The following is a 19,290-nucleotide window of genomic DNA, read 5'->3' as shown; positions in this document are numbered from 1 at the left end:
AACCACAATTTAGATTCATCATGAAGTTTGTTTACCAAGTAATAGTTGTATTTCTTCTATTCGCCATAACTTATTCAACTGAAGCCCAGGTCAGCGGCAGGGTATCCTCTGAAAACTCACTCCCACTGGAAGGCGTTCATATACTAAATCAAACTTCAAAATCACACGCACACTCTGATCAAAAGGGATATTTTGAAATAGAAAACACTCATAAAGGAGACACTCTACTGATCACTCATGTAGGTTTCTTACCACAATTAGTTCAGATTCAATCGTCCAGGTCACTCAATATATACCTTCAAGAAAAAGTATTTGATCTGGAAGAGGTCTATGTTTCTCCCAGAGTGGATGCAATCAATGTCCTGGCTGATTTCAATATAAAAACCAACCCGGTGAATACTTCTCAGGAAATTTTGAGACAGGTCCCTGGCCTCATTATTGGACAGCATGCGGGAGGCGGTAAGGCTGAACAGATTTTCCTAAGAGGTTTTGATATTGATCATGGAACTGACATCAGTATTTCTGTGGATGGAATGCCTGTGAACATGGTATCTCATGCACATGGTCAAGGCTATGCTGATCTTCATTTTGTCATTCCTGAAACCATCAATCAATTAAACTTTGGTAAAGGATCCTATTATGCTAATCAAGGAAATCTAGCCACAGCTGGCTACGTGGAGTTAAAAACAAAAGATGCCCTCACAGAAAATCAAGTAAAATTAGAAGTGGGACAATTCAATTCACAGCGGGTATTAGGCATGTTTCAATTGGTAAACGGCGAAAAGCACAAAGCATATATCGCAAGTGAATATCAATTAACAGATGGCCCATTTGATAGCCCTCAAAACTTCATTAGACTAAACATCATGGCTAAGTATTCTGGCCAGACCAGTTCTTCGGATCATTTAAAAGTAATTGGATCTATATTTTCGAGTCAATGGGATGCTTCAGGGCAGGTACCGCAGAGAGCAATTGATAACGGGAGCATTGGTCGTTTTGGTGCAATTGATGATACCGAAGGTGGGCAAACAAGTAGAGCAAATTTCAGTGTTGAACATACCAAAATCATCAGCCCTTCAAGGTTTTTGACTAGCAACCTATATTATTCCAACTATCAGTTTGAGCTTTATTCCAACTTCACCTTCTTCCTGGATGACCCAATAAATGGGGATCAAATTCGTCAAAAAGAAAATAGAGACTTGTTTGGTCTATCCTCAGAATACAATCAATCCATTCATTTAGGACTGTTCGATGGCTCCATCTCTATAGGTGCTGGACTCAGATCTGATATTGTCAATAACAATGAACTATCTCACACCAAAAACAGAACAATCGTATTAGACTCTATTCAGTTCGGAGACATTCATGAAATCAATGCTTTCAGTTATGCCAACATGTCTCTGGAAAGTGGAAAATGGGTGATCAATCCCGGATTTCGTTTCGACCGATTTGACTTCAATTATACGGATGCATTAAAACCATATCAAACTCAGCAAACGTTAAAATCGATAATTTCTCCTAAACTTAACATCCTCTACAACCTTTCTAATCAACTTCAATTGTATGTAAAGTCTGGCAAAGGATTCCATTCTAATGACACGAGACTGATCACTGGAAATATTAATAAAAACATCTTACCTGCTGCCTGGGGCACAGATTTGGGCTTCATTAGTAAGCCAACCCAAAACCTCCTAATAAATACAGCTTTATGGTATTTGTATTCTGAGCAGGAGTTTGTGTATGTGGGTGATGCAGGAATAGTAGAACCAAGCGGTCGTTCTAGAAGAATGGGAGTTGACCTGAGTTTCAGACATCAACCAACCAACTGGTTGTTCTGGAATTTCGACATTAACTACACAGTTGCTCGTGCAATGGACGAGCCTGAAGACCAAAATTATATCCCGTTAGCGCCTGACCTCACAGCTGTTTCAGGCATCAACATTATTCACCCTTCGGGAATATACGGGGGTATCAGAATGAGACACATTGACGATCGACCAGCTAATGAAGACAACTCCATTATAGCCAAAGGATACACTGTAATAGATGGAAATTTTGGTCATCAATGGAATCATCTGGACCTCTCCGTTAATGTTCAAAACCTATTTGACGTAGAGTGGAATGAAACGCAATTTGCAACAGAATCTCGTTTAAAAGATGAATTAAATGCTGTTGAAGAAATTCACTTTACTCCTGGAACACCATTCTTTTTAAAAGGATCACTTACCTATAAATTTTAAAAATTTAGTTAGACAAGTTCTGATAATTATTAGTCCTTATTCATCTAATTTCGCACCTTCTTTTATGTCGATTGTGCGAAAAGTGAGAGCGATTGAACGGTTATTCGATCGCCTCGATGGTGAAATAAAGGTTTTTCAGCAGACCTCTGGCTTGCATTGCTATGCAGGCTGTGGCAAATGTTGTAATAAATCAGACATTGATGCCAGCCCATTAGAGTTTTTACCATTGGCATTTCATTGGTTCATAAATCATGAAGCAGAGCAAAAACTAGAATTACTGAATCAAGAACAATCCCCAATTTGCCACATATACTCTCCTTTATCCATAGGACATTTGACTAACGGAAGCTGTCAGATCTATCAACACAGAGGTCTTATCTGTCGACTTTTTGGTTATGGAGCCAGTAAGGACAAGCTGGGTCAGCTGCGACTAGTCACCTGCAAGCTGATCAAAGAAAATCAATTGGAGAGTTATGAGAAGACTCAGCAACTTCTCAAAGACGCAGAGTACGTGCCGGTGTTCTCAGATTATTATAAAAAACTAGCCCAAATTGACTTTCATTTGGGCAATCAAATAATGCCGATAAATGAGGCTATGAAGGAAGCATTGGAAGTAGTATTAAGCCATTATGCTTATCGTCCCTTCCCAAGACCAAGAAAAAAGGCAGCTTAATGGCTGCCGATATATTGCTGTTCTATGTCCTTAAATAAAGCTTGAGCCTTCTGAGTCACTTCACCAATTTCATAAGCCACATCATCTATTTGACTGATTGGCAACACCTTTTTGGTAGTACCGGTGATAAATATCTCTTTAGCAATTCTTAGATGTTCAATTGGCAATTCCTTTTCGATCACTTCAAACTGATTTGCTAAGGCTTTCAACAAATGCCCTCGAGTTACCCCTAGTAACACATGATCTTTTGGAGTGATTATTTGATGATCTGCATTAACCACAAAGACATTACTTCTTGTGAGTTCATGGACAAGCCCCTTATGATGGTATATCACGTCAAACGCCCCTGCATCATCTATCTTCTGTTGCAACCAAATTCCGGTCATATAATTAATGGTCTTCACTTCCGGGATATCCCTCAAGTACTCATGCGTAATCAACTTGACACCCTGTTGATACATTTCTTCTGAAGGAAATTTAATTGACTCCTGGGTGACAATAAGGTTTGGAATTCCAATGGCATAAGCACCTGCACCGGTACCTCCAGTGAGTACCATTCTGATCCCTGACAAAGGCATTTGATTCTCTAGTATCAAATCAAAAATCAGAGATTTTAATTCTGTTTGAGAAATGGAAATGGGAAGTCTAGCAACCTGAGCACTGTTATAAAAACGTTTTAAATGGTCATCGACAAACAAGGGAACTCCATCCGATAATCTAAAAAAATCGAAGATACCGTAACCGCGAAGAACAGCCAGATCATTAATTGGTAGCGCTACTTGAGAGGCGTCTACTATTTCCCCATTGAAGATACATTTCATGGAGGCAATTTAGCCAACGAAATGATTTTAGGAGACGACTGAAGGGATATTATGCCACTTTCTCAAGAGCTATTTCGCTCTCAAGTGACAAACTTGCAAGGACTTTTTTGGCAATTGCCAGTTCACCCTCTTCAAATTCATACAGAACTTCCATGTCACCTTCTGGTGCCGAGTCACTGGTTACCATTCGGTAGCCATTGTCATTGTAGGAGTATACTAAATAGTATTTCATAGGCGATTAAATACTAAGATCACTAACCCAAGACGCGCTTTATGTCTATTTGGTTGCCGCAAAGAAACAAAATATATTTAACACGCAATCTATAGATATGGAATTTGGACTCATTTTAATTGACATACAAAAAGGTTTAGACGAACTGGACTTTTATGGCGGTAAACGAAATAATCTCAATGCGGAATCTAATTGTGCAGAAATACTAAACGCCTTTAGAGCTAAAAACTACCCCGTCGTTTTCGTTCAGCATGATTCCACAAACCCCAACTCTCCTCTATATCCTGGTCAGGCTGGGCATGATCTAAAAGATGAAGTTGCTCCGTTAAGCAATGAATTGGTATTTCACAAAAATGTCAATAGTGCTTTCATAGGTACTGATCTGGAGAACTGGATTCATCGATCAGGCATCAATAAGGTGGTCATGATTGGTCTCACTACCGAACATTGTATTTCTACCTCGGTGAGAATGTCTGCCAACCTTGGCTTTATCACAATTCTGATCAATGACGCAACAGCTGCATTTCAAAAGGTCCTCCCGGATGGAACAGTAATAGAAGCTGAAATGGTACATCAAGTAGAGCTGGCTAACCTTCGAGATGAGTTTGCTGAGATCATCAGCACAAACGAACTGATTTCTCGCCTCTAGCAGCTCAATGCCTTTTCTTTTCCTTGTACTTCTCTCCAAGCCATAGTGCTGTTTTACCTGCAATGGAAATGACCACTAATAGAATCATTACTTCTGGTAATCCAAATGATGTCATTAACAAACTCATGCTATTAAGATAGCTCAAAACCATCAAATCAACCCCTACCCGTTTGTCAAACGACTCATTTTCAGTAATTCGCCGAAACCATAAAGATTACACTTTAAACTGATTATCAACATATTATCCGATTGTAACCGGCTACAAACGACTACAAACGGATGTACACGTTTAACCTCCGACTAACGCTTGCACCCTCCTCTTACTTTGCAATCGTCAATTCGACAACAGTCTTACGATCGGATTATCTGCCAATCAGAGACCTTATTTAAAACCATAAAAATTTTACTATCATGACAAATTTGAAAAATCACGTACAGCTTATCGGTAGATTAGGAAATGAGCCTCAAATCAAAACTTTTGACAGTGGCAAGCGCATGGCCTCCTTCTCACTCGCTACCAACGAAAAATACAGAAACAATAAAGGTGAGCAAGTAGAAGACACGCAATGGCACAACATTGTGATATGGGGCAAAAAAGTAGATGTAGTAGAAAACTACTTGAAAAAAGGGAGTGAAGTAGCCGTACAAGGCAAATTGGTAAACCGATCTTATGAAAGCAATGGTGAAAAAAAATACATTACTGAGATCAGCCTAAATGAGTTGTTGATGCTGGATAAGAAGCAATAATTCACATCAACTTATTTTCCACTGAAAGCCTTGAGCATAAGCTCAGGGTTTTTTTATGTCAAAATATTTCTAACTTGACGGCAAATGACAAACTCATGAACCTAATCATTCAGATACTAACTGGCCTGGTAGCCGTTTTTCACATTTATGTGCTGTATTTAGAAATGTTTGCCTGGACTACACGTGGAGTGAAGGTCTTTGGATCTAAGGCATTTCCTACTGAGTTGTTTCCGAAAACGAAAACACTAGCAGCCAATCAAGGATTATACAATGGCTTTCTTGCAGCAGGACTTATATGGTCTCTACTCATTCAAAATCCAGAATGGTCTAAAAACGTTGGTATTTTCTTCTTATCCTGTGTTGCAGTTGCAGGATTGTATGGAGGCCTAACTGCGTCGCGCAAGATCCTGTACGTACAAGCAATGCCTGCTCTGATTACGCTTATTATATTGGTATTTTTAAAATGAGTTTGGTTAGATCGTAGTACCTCCCAAAACTCCGAATACGATCAATCCAATAAGAATTAAAGTAGTGATTACTTTTGCTGTTTTCATAATAGTTACGCTGGTTGTTGTAAGAAATTCCGCTAATTCCTTTCAATTTAGAGAAATGTTTCAAAAAAATCTAAAATTCAGTATGAAAACTGCAAATACCAACATGATCAGGAATTTTTCATAACTGAATGAGTTAAACACGGAAATTAAAATAACACCTTAATTGGGTTCAGAATTAAAGAGAATTCTTATTTTTGAAGCTAATACCAAACTCAACAACGCAATTATATGAACTTACGCACTGTCTGTGAGGAACAGACATTTCAGGAAGTTCACCGCACACACGAAGCGCCCCTTCGCAATTTCCTGTTCTACAAATTTGGAGACCTGGAGAAAGCTAGAGATTTTGCTCAGGATGCCTTTATCAAACTTTGGCACAACTGCAGCAAGGTTACATTTGACAAAGCAAAGAGCTACTTGTTTACAGTAGCAAATCGTTTGTTTTTAGATGACTATGATCATCAGAAGGTAGTTTTAAAATTTCAACACCGCCAAAATATCTCGGAATCTCAGATGGAACGAAACCCTGAATACATTTATGAGGAAGGTGAATTCAAAGAAAGATTGGAGGAAGCAGTATCATCCTTACCAGAAAAACAACGTGTGGTGTTTTTGATGAGCAGAATTGACAAAATGAAGAACCAGGAAATAGCTGATGCTCTGGAGCTCTCAATTAAAACTGTAGAAAAACACATCACTTCTGCACTGAAAAGTCTTAAAGAAAATCTTGACGAATTAACTAGTTTTAAAATCTAGGTAGGGTTTTTCAACACAAGCTCGTTGTAAAATCAAAGCGGTAAACAGATGGCAAATCAAGACGAACATATCCTAAGATGGCTCAATGGTGAAATCACCGATGACGAGCTAAAAAGTGTAGTTGGAGAAACAGATCTCAGCAAGTACAAGCAGATTACGTCTGAAATTGATCAATGGGAACCTGTCAATAGTGACCAATTCCGAGTAGATATCAACGATATTTTCGCTGAACCTAAAACCATTACACGAAAACTGGATTGGTGGAAACCACTTTCTATTGCCGCTTCTGTTGTTGCCATCCTTACCGTGAGTGCCTGGTTATTGTTCTTTAATAACACTAAAACCTATTATGCTGACAATGGCAATTTGGAGGTGATATTGCCAGATGGAAAGTCTAAAGCTACATTATCACCAGGTAGTGAATTGATTGTGAACCGAGGTAAATGGAAAAAAGGCAAACGACCTGTTAAAATGAAGGGAACTGCTTTGTTTGAAGTGGACCCAGGCGATCCATTTACCGTTGAGGCCTCCACAGGTACTGTAGCTGTTCTAGGAACAACCTTTACAGTTGATGTATTTGATCAGTCTATGGAAGTCATCTGCTTTGAAGGTAAAGTACGAGCAAGCACTTCAATTGGTGAAGTGATTGTAAATGGTGGCGAAAGCTATCTTTTCCACGATAATCAATGGGAAGACATGATCCCAGTCACCTCTGATAAGCCTGCATGGATTCAAGAAGAGCTTTCATTTACAAATGCACCGCTGAAACAAGTGATCAAGTCTTTAGAAAAAGAATTCGACATTACGTTTGATACAGGTACTATCAATCTGGAAAGAAGATATACGGGAACATTCCCTAAAAACAATTTGAATGTAGCACTGAAAATTGTTTTTGACCCACTGGGTATTTCTTTCACAATCAAAGACAAAAAAGTTACCTTAAGTAAGTAATTAGCACTCTAACCAATGCGTTCAACTATATTCATCGGAATGTTCCTATGGGTAGTGACAGCAGTCTGCCAAAACCAACAGACACTCAATGATGCCATTACTCAATATGCCTCTCAGCAGCATCTCAATATATCGTTTGATGTAGACTTACTGAGCAAAATAAGTTCTGGTACATTCGATGAAATATCCATTGATTCCCTATCCAACTATTTAGAGAGCAACTACCCATTATCCATTCAAAACCTGGACAATAACTACTATATCATTACCCTGAGTAAGTCCGTTTATCTGATCCAATTATCAGACTCTCTAAGCAAAAAGCCTCTTTTCCCTGAAATTAGCAGTGTGCTGGTGAATGGCAAAGCCATTCCAAGTCGGGTCAATAAAGGAAGTCTGGAATTTGACTATCTACCTACCACTAAAGATACTTTAAGCATTTATGCACCTGGATATGAAGCAAAAACAATCTCTTTTATTCAATTGATAAATGATCGTGTATTTCAACTTTCATTTACACCTGTTTTCATCGAGCTCAATACCGTTCTAATCAGAGATTACATTACTGAAGGAATTGATCTTAATCCGGCCAATCAAAGCGTAAACATAGACCTAGGATCATTACCTCTGCTGCCAGGAGAAACGGATGGAGATATTTTTGCTTCGTTATCTGCTCTACCCGGAATTTCTACTCCTGACAATAGAGCTGGGAATCTATACATAAGAGGAAGCTCTACGGATCAGTCTTATGTAATGTTAGACAATATCCCAATCTATAGTCGTGGACATTATTTTGGTACTATATCTCCCTACAACCCAAAAATTGTAGAGGAAGTAGAAGTACATCGCAATGGATTTCATCCCAGAATGGGTGGACGCGTTGGTGGAGCTATTGAGATAAAAACAGATGGCGGTGAAGACAATGAAACATCAAGAGGATTGGGAATGAACAGTCTGTTCGCAATGGGCTATCTGCAGTCCCCAATACTGGATAAAAAAGCAGGTTTGAGTATTGGAGTCAGAAGATCTTTCCCTACCTCATTCGTATCCCCGAAGTTAGAAGCTATAACTGAAATGGTCTATGCTGGCTCTGCAGTCTCTAATGTAAACACTGGCGAACTCTTAACGGATGTTGAGGTGACTTTTGAAGATTATCAGGCAAGCTTGAATGTTCCAATAGGTACAAAGAACAACCTGTATATTTCCTCCATTTATGCCAATTCTCTCATTGAATATGAAGTTACTGACCAAAACGCCCCAACAATCCCTGAACAAACTAGCAACTCAAATATTGGACTGAGTGCAAAGTGGACCAATAAGATTAATCAACAACTCACTTCTAATCTAGAGTTCTCTTACAGCCATTATGATTTACGATTTTTAGCAAATGAAGCAATCAATAGCCAAGCTACAGACGTCCGAGGAACCTTCTCCATAAATACTATTCTGGATTTGGCATTGTCAGAAGAATTGAGCTGGGTAATGGCAAACAAAAATCAATTTGATTTTGGATTAGAATATAGACAACAAAATGTCGCTGATCGATATAAAGGAGCCAGTACAGGTACAAATCCTGACTATATAAGATCAAGCGATCAAATAGCAACTACAGTAAGCCCGTATCTGAACTACAGCTTTAACAATTGGGAAAAGTGGTACGTGCAAATTGGATCCCGTTTGAATTACTATAATCTCATCAATGATGTAAGTTTTGCTCCACGGCTATTCGCAAATTATGCCGTTTCTAATTCATTCAGCTTCAAAGGAACAACTGGTCTGTACTTTCAATATCTAAGCCAGGTAAAAGGATTAGAGTTTAGCAGTGGCGGTTTTGACAATGAAGTATGGGTCCTTGCCGATCAAGTATACAGCAAACCCATCTCAGGAAGTCAATCAATGTTTGGATTTACCTGGTCCAAAAAAGACTGGGTAATTGATATGGAGACATTCTATAAAAGAGCGAATAATTTAGCCTATTATACAGCAAATAGACTAGCTGAGGATGAATTTTTCGTCCAAAATGATCACGAAATAAAAGGCTTTGACTTTTTTATTAAAAAACGAATTAACAACCAATTAGATAGCTGGGTTAGTTATTCTTATACGGACTTTAAAGTATTAATGGATACCGCAACTTACAATAGCCGTTACAGTCAACCACATAGTGCCAATATTGGCCTTTCATTCCACAAAAACAATTTCAAATTATCTACTGGTTGGAGGATAGCTTCCGGCCTAGAGGGCAACTCTGCTGAGTTAGCGTACAAACGTCGACAGTTTTATGAAGGAAGAAGAAATGTTAGGGATCCGTTTACTTCCTTAGCTATTCGCTATCCAATGGTTCATTTCTGGGATTTGTCCGCCTCCTACAATCTACCCGAAAATGATAATCGCAAGTGGTCCTCAACCATTGGCCTATCACTTATCAACATTTACAATCAAGAAAATCTAACAGATCAGGTTGTAAGAGCAGGTGCAAGTGCTGGCAATCCAAACTTTGTAGATCGTGATGCACTAGGCTTTGCCCCCAACCTGATGGTCACCATTGAATGGTGATTAAAGCCACTTTACTTTTTCTTCCATTGGAGTTCTTGGAGGATGAACATTTGGGATGTTTGCATACCCCATGTAAAAAAGTCCAATACACTGTTCTCCATCTTCCAACGCTTCGAATTCACCAAAGTGCTCCAACAAGTCTGGCGTACTCCAATAGGCACCTATTCCATAAGCTGAAGCTGTAATCCACATGTTCTGAACCGCCATGGCAACAGCTGCAATCTCTTCCCATGCCGGAACGCGATTTTTAGGATCTCTTTGCATACAAATAGCAATGATGGCACCAGCTTTTTGAGGGTTCATTTTCAGCTTTTCATACTTAGCAACTGAAAATGATTCTAATTCATTTATGGATCTATATTTTTCTGCCATAAAGATTCCAAACTTCTTTTGAACCTCCCCTTTCATCACTTTGAATCTCCAGGGTTGGGTCAATTTATGTGTTGGTGCCCAGTTGGCATTCTCTAGTATGTTCTTAATTAATTGATCTGGAATTACCTTTTCCAGGTATTGATTTGGGTATACAGACCTTCTATTCTGCAACAACGCGTGAACCTCTTCTATAGTCATTTTGCAAAACTATCAGGAATTCACAAACAACAGAGATAAAATGTCAACCAACTTGAATTTGACATCATTCACCGAATAAGAGAAATACCTATGGATAGTTCCAAACACATTTGCATTATCAAATACGATAAAACATTAACAAATTTTAATAAAGGTAAAATGGCAAAAACAGATTTTGTACAACAATTCATTAACACGATTCAGGATAGTTCTGACGGAATTCACGCTGTATCTGTAGTAGAAATGGCTTCAGGAATGTCACTAGGTGCATTTTCAGATGGAAAACTAGATCCGGACGTTGCTAGTGCGTACAATGTAGAGGTGGTTAAGTCGAAACTAAAGGCGATTGATGCATTAGGACTTAAAGAAACCATTGATGACATTTTGATTACACTTAACACCCAATATCATGTAATCAACTGTACATCTAAGGGCACTCACATGATTTATGTAGCTGCTGACAAAAACAAAGCTAACCTGGCGATGTTAAGAGCATTGATAAACAAAGGTGTTCAAGAAATTGAGAAAAACTTGTAAGTCGTGAGACGCATTCAAGAACTAAAGAGCGAATTCCGTGTTATAGAGAATCTTAATCTTTATAACACGGATAGTCGCGATTTCGAACTTTTGGAGTCGAATCGAGATCATTTAGATTTCATTGAAGAAATAATTGATTCCAAAGCACTAGAGTCCTTGGAATATATGTTTTTAGAAGTAGAATCAGGAGCGTATTTTGTTTTGAAAGGCAAAGCAAATCTGATCATGTTAATGGAAATCAACTCCTTAGCTAATTTCAACAAACCTATTCTAATTCTAAAATCGAAATCAACATTGCATGATTTAGAAAAACGTAAGATCGCTTAATCCATGAAAAAACTAGTCCAAACAATTACAAATCAATTCCCCAATCTAGACTACTGCGGCATAGTAGATAGAAACGATTTGAATACCTATGAGTCAGTACTACAGCAGACCAACGATATTTCTGGACTAGAATACTGGTTAGAATGGATACGAACATCCAAACATGATCTTAATTACAGCAGAATACATGTAGGCTCCAAAGCCCAACTTTTCATAAAGAAAGTGGACAATGATCGTAAACTCCTGGTTATCAACAAATCAGAGAACACGACCCTTTTGATTAGTTTCTTACTCGATCTAGACTGCACCATAGAAACACCACCTCAAACAATCATCAATCACACAGAGGTTAAAGTAGATCCTAAACTTCAAGAAGCTGTTAGGATTCAAAAAATGATAATCCCAAAAGAGGAGGACATCAGAAAGCATTTTAAAAACTTCTTCGTAGTGCACCAGCAACAAGATGTTGTTGGCGGTGACTTTTATTGGTATACGCGTAAAGGAAACAGAATTTATCTAGCATTAGTAGATTGCACCGGACATAGTCTGGAAGGTGCTATGACTTCCATGATTGCAAATACCATCCTAAATCAACTCACATCTATCGATACTACAAACTCTCCGAAAGTAATACTGTCGGAGTTTTATGAACAACTAAACATTTACAACCAACAAGCTGCTGAAACAGAAGGAAACTATGGTGTTGGAGCGGAAATTGGACTGTTTTGCTTAGACTATGATGAACAACTTATCAAATTCAGTTCAACCGGAATTCCTGCATTTATCAAGTATGTGGATCGCATTGAGTTACTAAAGCCTAAAAAGACAATGAGTTTTGAACATTTATCTGAAACGCTAGTGGATCAAAGCCTTAACATGACAGGAATAGAAAGAATTTACAGTTTTACAGATGGAGTAAGTGATCAGTTTGACGCAGAGGACAAAAAGAAACTAGGAAGAAAAGGAGTACAACGTATAATAGAATCTGAAGGCGAATTCAACTCTAACTATTATAGAAGTCAGTTGAATAGCTGGAAAGGAAACAACATGCAATATGACGATATGACCTTCATGGGTTTAGCGATATAGGTCAATCATCCAATACATAGTTTTCAAACTAAGGTTGTCTTGATATGAACTCAAGGCAACCTTTTTTATTTGTTACCTTTCCAGAGGTCTTCAATCGATCACAATGGTTAGTTTAGCTTACCAGATTTGTGAACTTAATGAAATCACAATTATCACATAATTGATTAATCTCATCAGTAGATGAAATATAGTTCATCGAATAATCCGTGAATCACCTACGTAATTCTTTTAGGTATTTGTAAATTGCAAGCCGAACCAGTTTAGGGATAAGATTTGTTGTTATTTCTAATTACAAAATCCTAAACAAAATATCCAATGCCAAAAAATGTTATCAACCAGTTCATCGAGTCTGCAAAGGACAGCTCTGATGGAATTCATGCAATCTCTGTTGTAGAAATTGCTTCTGGTATGTCACTAGGGTCTTACTCTGATGGATCATTAGACCCTGAAATTGCAAGTGCATATAATGTAGAAGTAATCAAATCCAAACTCAAAGCAATTGAGGCTTTGGGATTGAAAGATAAAATTGATGATGTCTTAATTACTTTGGACACACAATATCATTTGATCAACTGTACGGACAAAGGCACACACATGATCTACTTAGCTGCTGACAAAAAGAAAGCAAACCTAGCACTGTTAAGAGCAGTCGTGGCTAAAGGAAAGAAAGAGATTCAAGCAAAACTCTAATATTGGTATTTCTTTAAATTATGAGAGATCAATTGTTATCCTTAAAACAAGAGTTTAAGGTCATCAAAGAGTTTAACATTTATAATATTAATACTCATCAATTTGAGGTATTAGAATCTAATGAATGTGCAACTCTTGTCTCGAATTTAGATGAAATGGATTGTCTTCAGGACATGTCCCAGATGAATTTGGAAACAGATAATCAGGAGTATTTCATTCAAAGATCAGATCATAAAATGGCAGTACTTTCATTAGATAAAACCAAAGTATACAACAAAGCACTATTACACATTAAAGTGAAGAGTACTTTGAAAAAATTTGCTTAATCACAACTAGAATGAACAAAATAGAATCCATCATATTAGAAAATTTTCCGAATTTGAAAAGCGTTCATATGCTGGATTCTAATGTTCGTTTCTTAAGTCTTCAGGATCTGATGAGCGAAAAGGCGACTAATTGGCTAAAATGGCTCGATCAAAGCAGTTTTCAGTTTACAGATTTAAGTATCAAACTAACTGACAACAGTCAATTATTCGTAAAACCTATTGGTCAAAACCATAACCTGATCATACACAATGAACAGGAAAACAATGCGCTTCTGTTCAAATTCATTGAAGATTTAATCGCGGAAGAAATTGAATCAAACCAGAACCACGAATCACATTTACCAAAAGAAGAGTCAAGTGAAAAGAGTGATTTAAAGTTACTGGATGCCGTAAGAATTCAGAAATTGATTCTTCCCAAGAAAGATGAAATTGCTAAAGAATTCAGAAATTTCTTTGTAGTGCATGAACAGCAGGATGTTGTAGGAGGTGATTTCTATTGGTATTCAAGAAAGGGGAACAACACGCTGTTGGCTATAATTGACTGTACTGGTCATAGCGTGGAGGGAGCCATGACATCTATGGTCTGCAATTCTTTGCTAAATCAATCCATTTTCGATTTTGACCCACAAAATGTTGATAGAGTATTGATCAATTTTTATGATCAATTGAATAAATACAACCAGACGAGTTCGGATGATTACGGTATTGGAGCTGAAATTGGTCTATTCTGCTTCAATCACGAAAGCAAGCTTATTACTTTTTGTACTACGGGTATCTCTGCGTTTATCAAAAGAGAAGATGGCATAGAACTCCTTAAATCAAAAAAGGTAATCACCTACGAGAACATTGAAAAATCTATTGCAAAGACATCTTTTTCAATGAAAAATGTGACCGGTATATATGGATTTACTGACGGTTTATCTGATCAGTTTGATGCTGCAGATAAGAAAAAACTAGGAAGTAAAGGCATTCTGAAAATGATTGAAGATGAGCAAGATTTTGATGCTCGATATTATCTCTCAGAAATCAAGAAATGGAAAGGTGACAACATGCAATATGATGATATCACCTTAATTGGCATGGCTATTTAAATCAACCGTAAATAGGATTTACCAATTTTTCGGTTGCCTCGTACTTACTGGCACTTGCCCATTTGATTCCTCTCTGCAACATTTCCAAAGCTGCTGGTACACTCGTTAAATGATCAAGGTTATGTCCCAGAGACGTATAAAAAACTCTTCCCTTTCCATAGCTCTTTTTCCATGCAACCGGAATAACACATCCATTGATCCATTCATTGACATGGCCATCAAACTTTGTCGTGGCTAAAACTTTCACATTAGGGTCTACATGCATATAATACTGCTCGCTTTTCATGGAGAAGTCTTTCAAACCAGCTGTAACTTCATCTCCAGTTTTTAGAATCTTTACATTGTAGTCTTTGATTCCACCTGGATGAGCGACCCATTGACCTCCTGTCATGAACTGATACTCCACATTGTTTCTAAAAGCATCACAAAGTCCACCATGCCATCCAGCAATACCAGCTCCTGCTTTTACAGTATCTACTAGTCCTTTTTCCTGTTCATTGGTGATCTGTGACATGGTATAGATCTGAACAATCAAATCAACTGACTTCATCAACTCCACATCAAGATATGAATCCAGTGAATCAGAAAGAGTTACTTCAGCTCCCTCTGATTTTAACCATTCTCCCATGTAATCCCGATATTCTAGCGGCTGGTGACCATCCCAACCTCCGTAAACAAACAAAACCTTTCGTCCTTTCAGGGAAGGAAGTGGTTTGGATTTAGGTTTGGCATCCATATGAAATGGCACTGTACTTGCGATTCCTAACATAGCCGCTTTGGAGAGAAATGATCTTCTGTTGTCTTTCATTTTAGGGTCTTAAATCAAAAGTTATAGTCAAATTAACTATAAGTATTTAGTATTTCAATAAACTGAAAGATTATTGAGTACAGGACTCGCTTTGGAATCCAAAATTCGTACTCTTAATGCAGAAGTTTCAACTGAATCAACCGTCACTATTCGCTTGTAACCAATAGTAGTGCCGGCAGCTACTTCTTCCCAATCACCCCCGACTTTTGCCTCTACAGAGAAGGCTTTCACTCGCTGACCTAACAGTATATACTCCTGAAGCTGCACATACTTGATTGTTTTTTCAGAATCAAACTCAAGGATGATTTCTCCAGAAGTAACCTGATCGTCAGTAGCCCAATAGGTATTTACATCCCCATCGATCAAATTTTCAGGAGTAAACCGATCATCATTTCCCCTAAAAGAATTAGAAGTTATGACAGCATTTTTAGCCAGGTCATTCGAAAATTTTTGATCAAGAAGTGCCCTCCATTCTTTTAAGATTGCCACGTCATTTTCATGAATTAAACCCCTTCGATCAGGAGGAATATTTAGCAACAATGTAGACCCTCTACCTACTGAGGTAAGATAAATATCTAAGAGTTTTTCAGGTGACTTAACGAGTGAATCTTCACTCTGGTGATAGAACCAGCCTGGCCGTATAGAAGTGTTGGCTTCAAGAGGAACCCAGCTCTCACCATTTTCGGAACCTGTATTGAGTAAGTTTTCAATTCCTGACTTACCAGCATGCAGTGTATCTGTAGTGATAGGATTCCAATTGGTCTGTCCAGCTCTAGCCTGCTCATTACCACCCCAGCGTAAATCTGGCCCACCATCACTAAAAAATAACACATCAGACTGTATAGATCGAACCAAAGCCAATGTTGAAGGCCAATCATAGTAAACTTCCCTATCAATTTTACGCACTTCATTAGCTCCTCCATAGTAACCATCTCCCCCATTGGCTCCATCAAACCACATTTCAAAGACCTCTCCATAATTAGTAAACAGTTCTTGCAGTTGATTTCGGTAATAGGTTACGTAGGTACTGTCACCATAATCCAACCTATTCCTATCCCATGGAGACATGTAGATACCAAATTTCAAATCATACTTCTTACAAGCATCTGCTACTTCTTTGACGATATCACCTTTTCCTCCTTTATATGGGCTATTGGCAATGTCATGATCAGAAAATTCCGAAGGCCAGAGACAAAAGCCATCATGGTGCTTTGTGGTTAATATGATTCCTTTGAAACCTGCCTCCTTCAACACACTCACCCACTGTTCGGCATCCAACTCTGATGGATTAAACAATTCTGGCGACTCATCACCATATCCCCATTCCTTATCAGTAAAGGTGTTGATGGTGAAATGAATAAAAGCATTCATCTCCATTTCATGCCATTGCATTTGTTCTGGAGAGGGAATCGGATAAACAGGAGACGGTGGCTTTATCTCAGTAGAACATGAAGCTATGAGTAAAACACATGGGTAAACAAAATAATAAAGTGGTTGCAAGATTTTTTTGATCATGACCAAACTTAGATAAAACTATCCTTAATCATCGAACTCAGCCATAACATGTGAAACCAGAATTATCGAAATCGTTGTATGCGTTTCAATTTTTAAATCTGAATGTTCTATTTTCGTCCATCCCCCAAATGTTTGACGATCAATTATTGTATTCAACCAACCACTCAAGAAATAAATGAAGTTATTCATCTATTTAATGCTGATCGCATGTAGTTCACTGATCATGGCTCAACGACCAGATTTTGAATCACTAAAGCAAGCCATTAGCAAAGCCGAAACGGATGAAGCGAAGCTCCGAGCTTTTAATCAATATGGCGATGCATTACCCAACGATAGACACGCTGAAGTGTTGTCAATAGCAGATAGTCTCGAAATTGTAGCACAAACAGCTAACGATCCAAAATTGCTCATAGCGTCAAGTAATTTTCTGCACGGAGTTGGCTATTTCAAGGCAAGAGAATATGCAAAATCCAAACCCTATTTGCAAAAAGCCGCCAATCTGTATCATGAGATGAATGATGAGATTGAATTTAGAGCATTAAATGTCTTAGGATTGTCTTATATACGTTTAAGAGAAGTTGATAGCTCGATCTATTTATATAACAAAATTCTTGAAACTCTTCCTAATACAAACATTCAGGGAAAAATATCTACACACGGAAACCTGGGAAGTTCGTATAGACAATCTGGTAATTACGCAAAAGCATTAGAACATTTAGAAGCAGCTTATCGGCTAGACTCAATGAATGCATTTACCCAGATTAACACTGCGATGAACATTGCTCACATTTACAACGAAATGGAAATGTATGATCAAGCCATTTCAACTTTAAAAAAGGTAGCGATCAACAATGCACCCCCTATTCCTCCGAAAGCAGTTTATTATAATAATTTGGCCATTTCCTATAGTAAAAATGGTCAACTAGATTCAGCATTTCAATACTTTACCGCAGGGCGAAAAATAGCCCAAGATGTCAAGTATCCTTCGGGTGAATTTACCGCCATATCGAATCTGGTAGAATGTAATTTAGAACTGGAACAATTTGATAAAATCCCTGAATTGTTATCAGACTTAAAAAACCTGATTCCTGTTCGACCAATGGACGGAGATTTCAGATTTCATTTTTTAAATGGACAATATCTATTAAAAACAGAAAAATACAATGATGCAATAGATGCGCTTCTGCTTGGTGAAACAGCAACCAACAAGCCTCCTCTTAGCAATATGAAACCAGCAATTTATCATGCGTTAATTGATGCCTACACTGCTTTAGATAGTTTAAAGCTGGCAAAGGAATATATTAACAAACTTGATCGAGAACGAGAATCTCCAGCTAACTCAAAAAGAGAACGTTTTCTTGCCGAAGCAAAGGCAAACTATTTGTTAGCAGTGACTGAAGCGGAGCTTGACGACAAAAACAAAGAGGTTGTTGAGTCAAGCAACAAAGTGATCATTTTTGGAGGTGCTGCAGCCCTGTTAATGATTGTTGCTTTTATATTGTTCAGAATTAACCAAAAATCAAATGAAACGCTCGTATCTCAAGAGCAAGAAAAAGCAGACCTTCAAAAGGAAATTGAGAAGCAGCGGACTCAAATCATCGAACTCAAAAGCAAAGCTATTCTCGAAGCCCAAGAGATTGTTTCCATTAAATCTGATGGACACTATTTGGAGTTTTCATTGAAGAACAAACCAAAGCCTGAAGTTGACAGAAACAAACTGAAGGATATTTTGGAAGTACTTCCTGACTTCTTCATTCAGATCCATCGATCGTATATCATCAATATCAAGGAGGTTAGAGTAAAGTTTGCTGACAAAGTAGAAATGAAAAATGGTGAAGAACTGCCGGTTTCGCGTAAGTTCAAAGAAGAATTCAATGAAGCTATTAAGAAATTTGAATAAAAAAAGGCCTTTTCATCTTTTCTACAAGAGCCTATGATAACAAAAAAGCTCCCTGAAATTAATCAAGGAGCTTATTGCAAGTGTACACCCAGAAGCCTGCCTGCCGGCAAGGCAGGGAGTCGATCTGGTCGATCTGTATCGTCCTAAAATAAGTTTACAGGTTTAACATACAGTCCTATTATTAATTTACAATTTTCGATTGTCCTGTAATAGACTTACAATTTGTCTTTGTTTCCATAGAGATTCAACTTTTAGTGAAGG

General features: G+C 37.9%; 21 protein-coding genes. 15 read left to right on the top strand and 6 right to left on the bottom strand.

Annotated elements, in window-relative coordinates; genetic code table 11:
- The first annotated feature begins 20 nt into the window (after positions 1 to 20).
- Both NXS00_RS26565 and NXS00_RS26560 read left to right on the top strand, forming a co-directional pair.
- Positions 21 to 2,240, top strand: a complete 2,220-nt coding sequence (locus tag NXS00_RS26565) for a TonB-dependent receptor (protein ID WP_258102339.1) — start codon at positions 21 to 23, stop codon at positions 2,238 to 2,240.
- 64 nt (positions 2,241 to 2,304) lie between these two features.
- The gene (locus NXS00_RS26560) at positions 2,305 to 2,913 is read left to right on the top strand and encodes a YkgJ family cysteine cluster protein (protein ID WP_258102338.1); all 609 of its coding nucleotides are present in this window, start codon (positions 2,305 to 2,307) and stop codon (positions 2,911 to 2,913) included.
- Here NXS00_RS26560 and NXS00_RS26555 read toward each other — a convergent pair.
- Together NXS00_RS26555 and NXS00_RS26550 are read right to left on the bottom strand one after the other, a co-directional pair.
- The gene (locus NXS00_RS26555; RefSeq protein WP_258102337.1) at positions 2,910 to 3,734 is read right to left on the bottom strand and encodes an aminotransferase class IV; all 825 of its coding nucleotides are present in this window, start codon (positions 3,732 to 3,734) and stop codon (positions 2,910 to 2,912) included. The two genes, NXS00_RS26560 and NXS00_RS26555, sit on opposite strands and share 4 nt — an antisense overlap.
- Positions 3,735 to 3,783: 49 nt before the next feature.
- Entirely contained in the window at positions 3,784 to 3,966 is a 183-nt protein-coding gene (locus NXS00_RS26550; protein ID WP_258102336.1) for a hypothetical protein, read from the bottom strand.
- Positions 3,967 to 4,063: 97 nt separating this feature from the next.
- Here NXS00_RS26550 and NXS00_RS26545 point away from each other — a divergent pair, with 97 nt between their 5' ends.
- Positions 4,064 to 4,615, top strand: coding sequence for a cysteine hydrolase family protein (locus tag NXS00_RS26545; RefSeq protein WP_258102335.1), 552 nt, complete (start codon positions 4,064 to 4,066; stop codon positions 4,613 to 4,615).
- A gap of 4 nt (positions 4,616 to 4,619) precedes the next feature.
- Here the strand turns inward: NXS00_RS26545 and NXS00_RS26540 are convergent, their stop codons facing one another.
- A complete protein-coding gene (locus NXS00_RS26540; protein WP_258102334.1) occupies positions 4,620 to 4,742 on the bottom strand; it encodes a hypothetical protein in 123 nt (40 codons plus the stop codon).
- A gap of 284 nt (positions 4,743 to 5,026) precedes the next feature.
- On the opposite strand from NXS00_RS26540, the gene NXS00_RS26535 reads away from it, so the two are divergent.
- The 5 genes from NXS00_RS26535 to NXS00_RS26515 all read left to right on the top strand — a co-directional run bounded on the left by NXS00_RS26535 (position 5,027) and on the right by NXS00_RS26515 (position 10,176).
- Positions 5,027 to 5,362 (top strand): single-stranded DNA-binding protein, encoded by a 336-nt coding sequence (locus NXS00_RS26535; RefSeq protein ID WP_258102333.1) that lies wholly within the window; start codon positions 5,027 to 5,029, stop codon positions 5,360 to 5,362.
- A 95-nt stretch (positions 5,363 to 5,457) separates the two neighbouring features.
- Positions 5,458 to 5,829, top strand: coding sequence for a DUF1304 domain-containing protein (locus tag NXS00_RS26530; RefSeq protein ID WP_258102332.1), 372 nt, complete (start codon positions 5,458 to 5,460; stop codon positions 5,827 to 5,829).
- Between the two features lie 315 nt (positions 5,830 to 6,144).
- Entirely contained in the window at positions 6,145 to 6,672 is a 528-nt protein-coding gene (locus NXS00_RS26525) for an RNA polymerase sigma factor (RefSeq protein ID WP_258102331.1), read from the top strand.
- A 48-nt stretch (positions 6,673 to 6,720) separates the two neighbouring features.
- Entirely contained in the window at positions 6,721 to 7,623 is a 903-nt protein-coding gene (locus NXS00_RS26520; RefSeq protein ID WP_258102330.1) for a FecR family protein, read from the top strand.
- A gap of 15 nt (positions 7,624 to 7,638) precedes the next feature.
- Positions 7,639 to 10,176 carry a TonB-dependent receptor plug domain-containing protein gene (locus NXS00_RS26515; RefSeq protein WP_258102329.1) on the top strand — a complete coding sequence of 846 codons (2,538 nt, stop codon included), beginning with the start codon at positions 7,639 to 7,641 and terminating at the stop codon, positions 10,174 to 10,176.
- Here the strand turns inward: NXS00_RS26515 and NXS00_RS26510 are convergent, their stop codons facing one another.
- On the bottom strand, positions 10,177 to 10,746 hold the full coding sequence (locus tag NXS00_RS26510) for a nitroreductase family protein (RefSeq protein ID WP_258102328.1): 570 nt from the start codon (positions 10,744 to 10,746) through the stop codon (positions 10,177 to 10,179).
- Between the two features lie 159 nt (positions 10,747 to 10,905).
- Here NXS00_RS26510 and NXS00_RS26505 point away from each other — a divergent pair, with 159 nt between their 5' ends.
- The 6 genes from NXS00_RS26505 (at position 10,906) to NXS00_RS26480 (ending at position 14,806) form a co-directional block, all read left to right on the top strand.
- Positions 10,906 to 11,283 (top strand): hypothetical protein, encoded by a 378-nt coding sequence (locus NXS00_RS26505; protein ID WP_258102327.1) that lies wholly within the window; start codon positions 10,906 to 10,908, stop codon positions 11,281 to 11,283.
- A gap of 3 nt (positions 11,284 to 11,286) precedes the next feature.
- Positions 11,287 to 11,610, top strand: a complete 324-nt coding sequence (locus NXS00_RS26500; RefSeq protein ID WP_258102326.1) for a hypothetical protein — start codon at positions 11,287 to 11,289, stop codon at positions 11,608 to 11,610.
- Between the two features lie 3 nt (positions 11,611 to 11,613).
- A complete protein-coding gene (locus tag NXS00_RS26495) occupies positions 11,614 to 12,699 on the top strand; it encodes a PP2C family protein-serine/threonine phosphatase (protein ID WP_258102325.1) in 1,086 nt (361 codons plus the stop codon).
- Positions 12,700 to 13,014: 315 nt separating this feature from the next.
- Positions 13,015 to 13,389: a hypothetical protein gene (locus NXS00_RS26490; RefSeq protein ID WP_258102324.1), complete on the top strand. Its 375-nt coding sequence runs from the start codon at positions 13,015 to 13,017 to the stop codon at positions 13,387 to 13,389.
- 20 nt (positions 13,390 to 13,409) lie between these two features.
- A complete protein-coding gene (locus NXS00_RS26485) occupies positions 13,410 to 13,715 on the top strand; it encodes a hypothetical protein (protein WP_258102323.1) in 306 nt (101 codons plus the stop codon).
- 11 nt (positions 13,716 to 13,726) lie between these two features.
- Positions 13,727 to 14,806 (top strand): PP2C family protein-serine/threonine phosphatase, encoded by a 1,080-nt coding sequence (locus tag NXS00_RS26480; RefSeq protein ID WP_258102322.1) that lies wholly within the window; start codon positions 13,727 to 13,729, stop codon positions 14,804 to 14,806.
- Between the two features lies 1 nt (position 14,807).
- Here NXS00_RS26480 and NXS00_RS26475 read toward each other — a convergent pair whose 3' ends face one another.
- Together NXS00_RS26475 and NXS00_RS26470 are read right to left on the bottom strand one after the other, a co-directional pair.
- On the bottom strand, positions 14,808 to 15,614 hold the full coding sequence (locus NXS00_RS26475) for a ThuA domain-containing protein (RefSeq protein ID WP_258102321.1): 807 nt from the start codon (positions 15,612 to 15,614) through the stop codon (positions 14,808 to 14,810).
- A 54-nt stretch (positions 15,615 to 15,668) separates the two neighbouring features.
- The gene (locus tag NXS00_RS26470) at positions 15,669 to 17,129 is read right to left on the bottom strand and encodes an alpha-L-fucosidase (RefSeq protein WP_258102320.1); all 1,461 of its coding nucleotides are present in this window, start codon (positions 17,127 to 17,129) and stop codon (positions 15,669 to 15,671) included.
- 175 nt (positions 17,130 to 17,304) lie between these two features.
- Between NXS00_RS26470 and NXS00_RS26465 the strand changes: the two genes are divergently transcribed.
- The gene (locus NXS00_RS26465; RefSeq protein ID WP_258102319.1) at positions 17,305 to 19,029 is read left to right on the top strand and encodes a tetratricopeptide repeat protein; all 1,725 of its coding nucleotides are present in this window, start codon (positions 17,305 to 17,307) and stop codon (positions 19,027 to 19,029) included.
- Positions 19,030 to 19,290: the final 261 nt, after the last annotated feature.

This window comes from Marinoscillum pacificum (assembly GCF_024714495.1).
Lineage (GTDB): Bacteria > Bacteroidota > Bacteroidia > Cytophagales > Cyclobacteriaceae > Marinoscillum > Marinoscillum pacificum.
The sequence above is the reverse complement of the archived record's forward strand: the minus strand, read 5'-3'. Positions and strand labels throughout refer to the sequence as shown.

Coding starts and splice junctions, on each gene's coding strand:
- NXS00_RS26565 (WP_258102339.1), top strand. CDS start 21: ATGAAGTTTGTTTACCAAGTAATAGTTGTATTTCTTCTATTCGCCATA.
- NXS00_RS26560 (WP_258102338.1), top strand. CDS start 2,305: ATGTCGATTGTGCGAAAAGTGAGAGCGATTGAACGGTTATTCGATCGC.
- NXS00_RS26555 (WP_258102337.1), bottom strand. CDS start 3,734: ATGAAATGTATCTTCAATGGGGAAATAGTAGACGCCTCTCAAGTAGCG.
- NXS00_RS26550 (WP_258102336.1), bottom strand. CDS start 3,966: ATGAAATACTATTTAGTATACTCCTACAATGACAATGGCTACCGAATG.
- NXS00_RS26545 (WP_258102335.1), top strand. CDS start 4,064: ATGGAATTTGGACTCATTTTAATTGACATACAAAAAGGTTTAGACGAA.
- NXS00_RS26540 (WP_258102334.1), bottom strand. CDS start 4,742: ATGAGTTTGTTAATGACATCATTTGGATTACCAGAAGTAATGATTCTA.
- NXS00_RS26535 (WP_258102333.1), top strand. CDS start 5,027: ATGACAAATTTGAAAAATCACGTACAGCTTATCGGTAGATTAGGAAAT.
- NXS00_RS26530 (WP_258102332.1), top strand. CDS start 5,458: ATGAACCTAATCATTCAGATACTAACTGGCCTGGTAGCCGTTTTTCAC.
- NXS00_RS26525 (WP_258102331.1), top strand. CDS start 6,145: ATGAACTTACGCACTGTCTGTGAGGAACAGACATTTCAGGAAGTTCAC.
- NXS00_RS26520 (WP_258102330.1), top strand. CDS start 6,721: ATGGCAAATCAAGACGAACATATCCTAAGATGGCTCAATGGTGAAATC.
- NXS00_RS26515 (WP_258102329.1), top strand. CDS start 7,639: ATGCGTTCAACTATATTCATCGGAATGTTCCTATGGGTAGTGACAGCA.
- NXS00_RS26510 (WP_258102328.1), bottom strand. CDS start 10,746: ATGACTATAGAAGAGGTTCACGCGTTGTTGCAGAATAGAAGGTCTGTA.
- NXS00_RS26505 (WP_258102327.1), top strand. CDS start 10,906: ATGGCAAAAACAGATTTTGTACAACAATTCATTAACACGATTCAGGAT.
- NXS00_RS26495 (WP_258102325.1), top strand. CDS start 11,614: ATGAAAAAACTAGTCCAAACAATTACAAATCAATTCCCCAATCTAGAC.
- NXS00_RS26490 (WP_258102324.1), top strand. CDS start 13,015: ATGCCAAAAAATGTTATCAACCAGTTCATCGAGTCTGCAAAGGACAGC.
- NXS00_RS26485 (WP_258102323.1), top strand. CDS start 13,410: ATGAGAGATCAATTGTTATCCTTAAAACAAGAGTTTAAGGTCATCAAA.
- NXS00_RS26480 (WP_258102322.1), top strand. CDS start 13,727: ATGAACAAAATAGAATCCATCATATTAGAAAATTTTCCGAATTTGAAA.
- NXS00_RS26475 (WP_258102321.1), bottom strand. CDS start 15,614: ATGAAAGACAACAGAAGATCATTTCTCTCCAAAGCGGCTATGTTAGGA.
- NXS00_RS26470 (WP_258102320.1), bottom strand. CDS start 17,129: ATGATCAAAAAAATCTTGCAACCACTTTATTATTTTGTTTACCCATGT.
- NXS00_RS26465 (WP_258102319.1), top strand. CDS start 17,305: ATGAAGTTATTCATCTATTTAATGCTGATCGCATGTAGTTCACTGATC.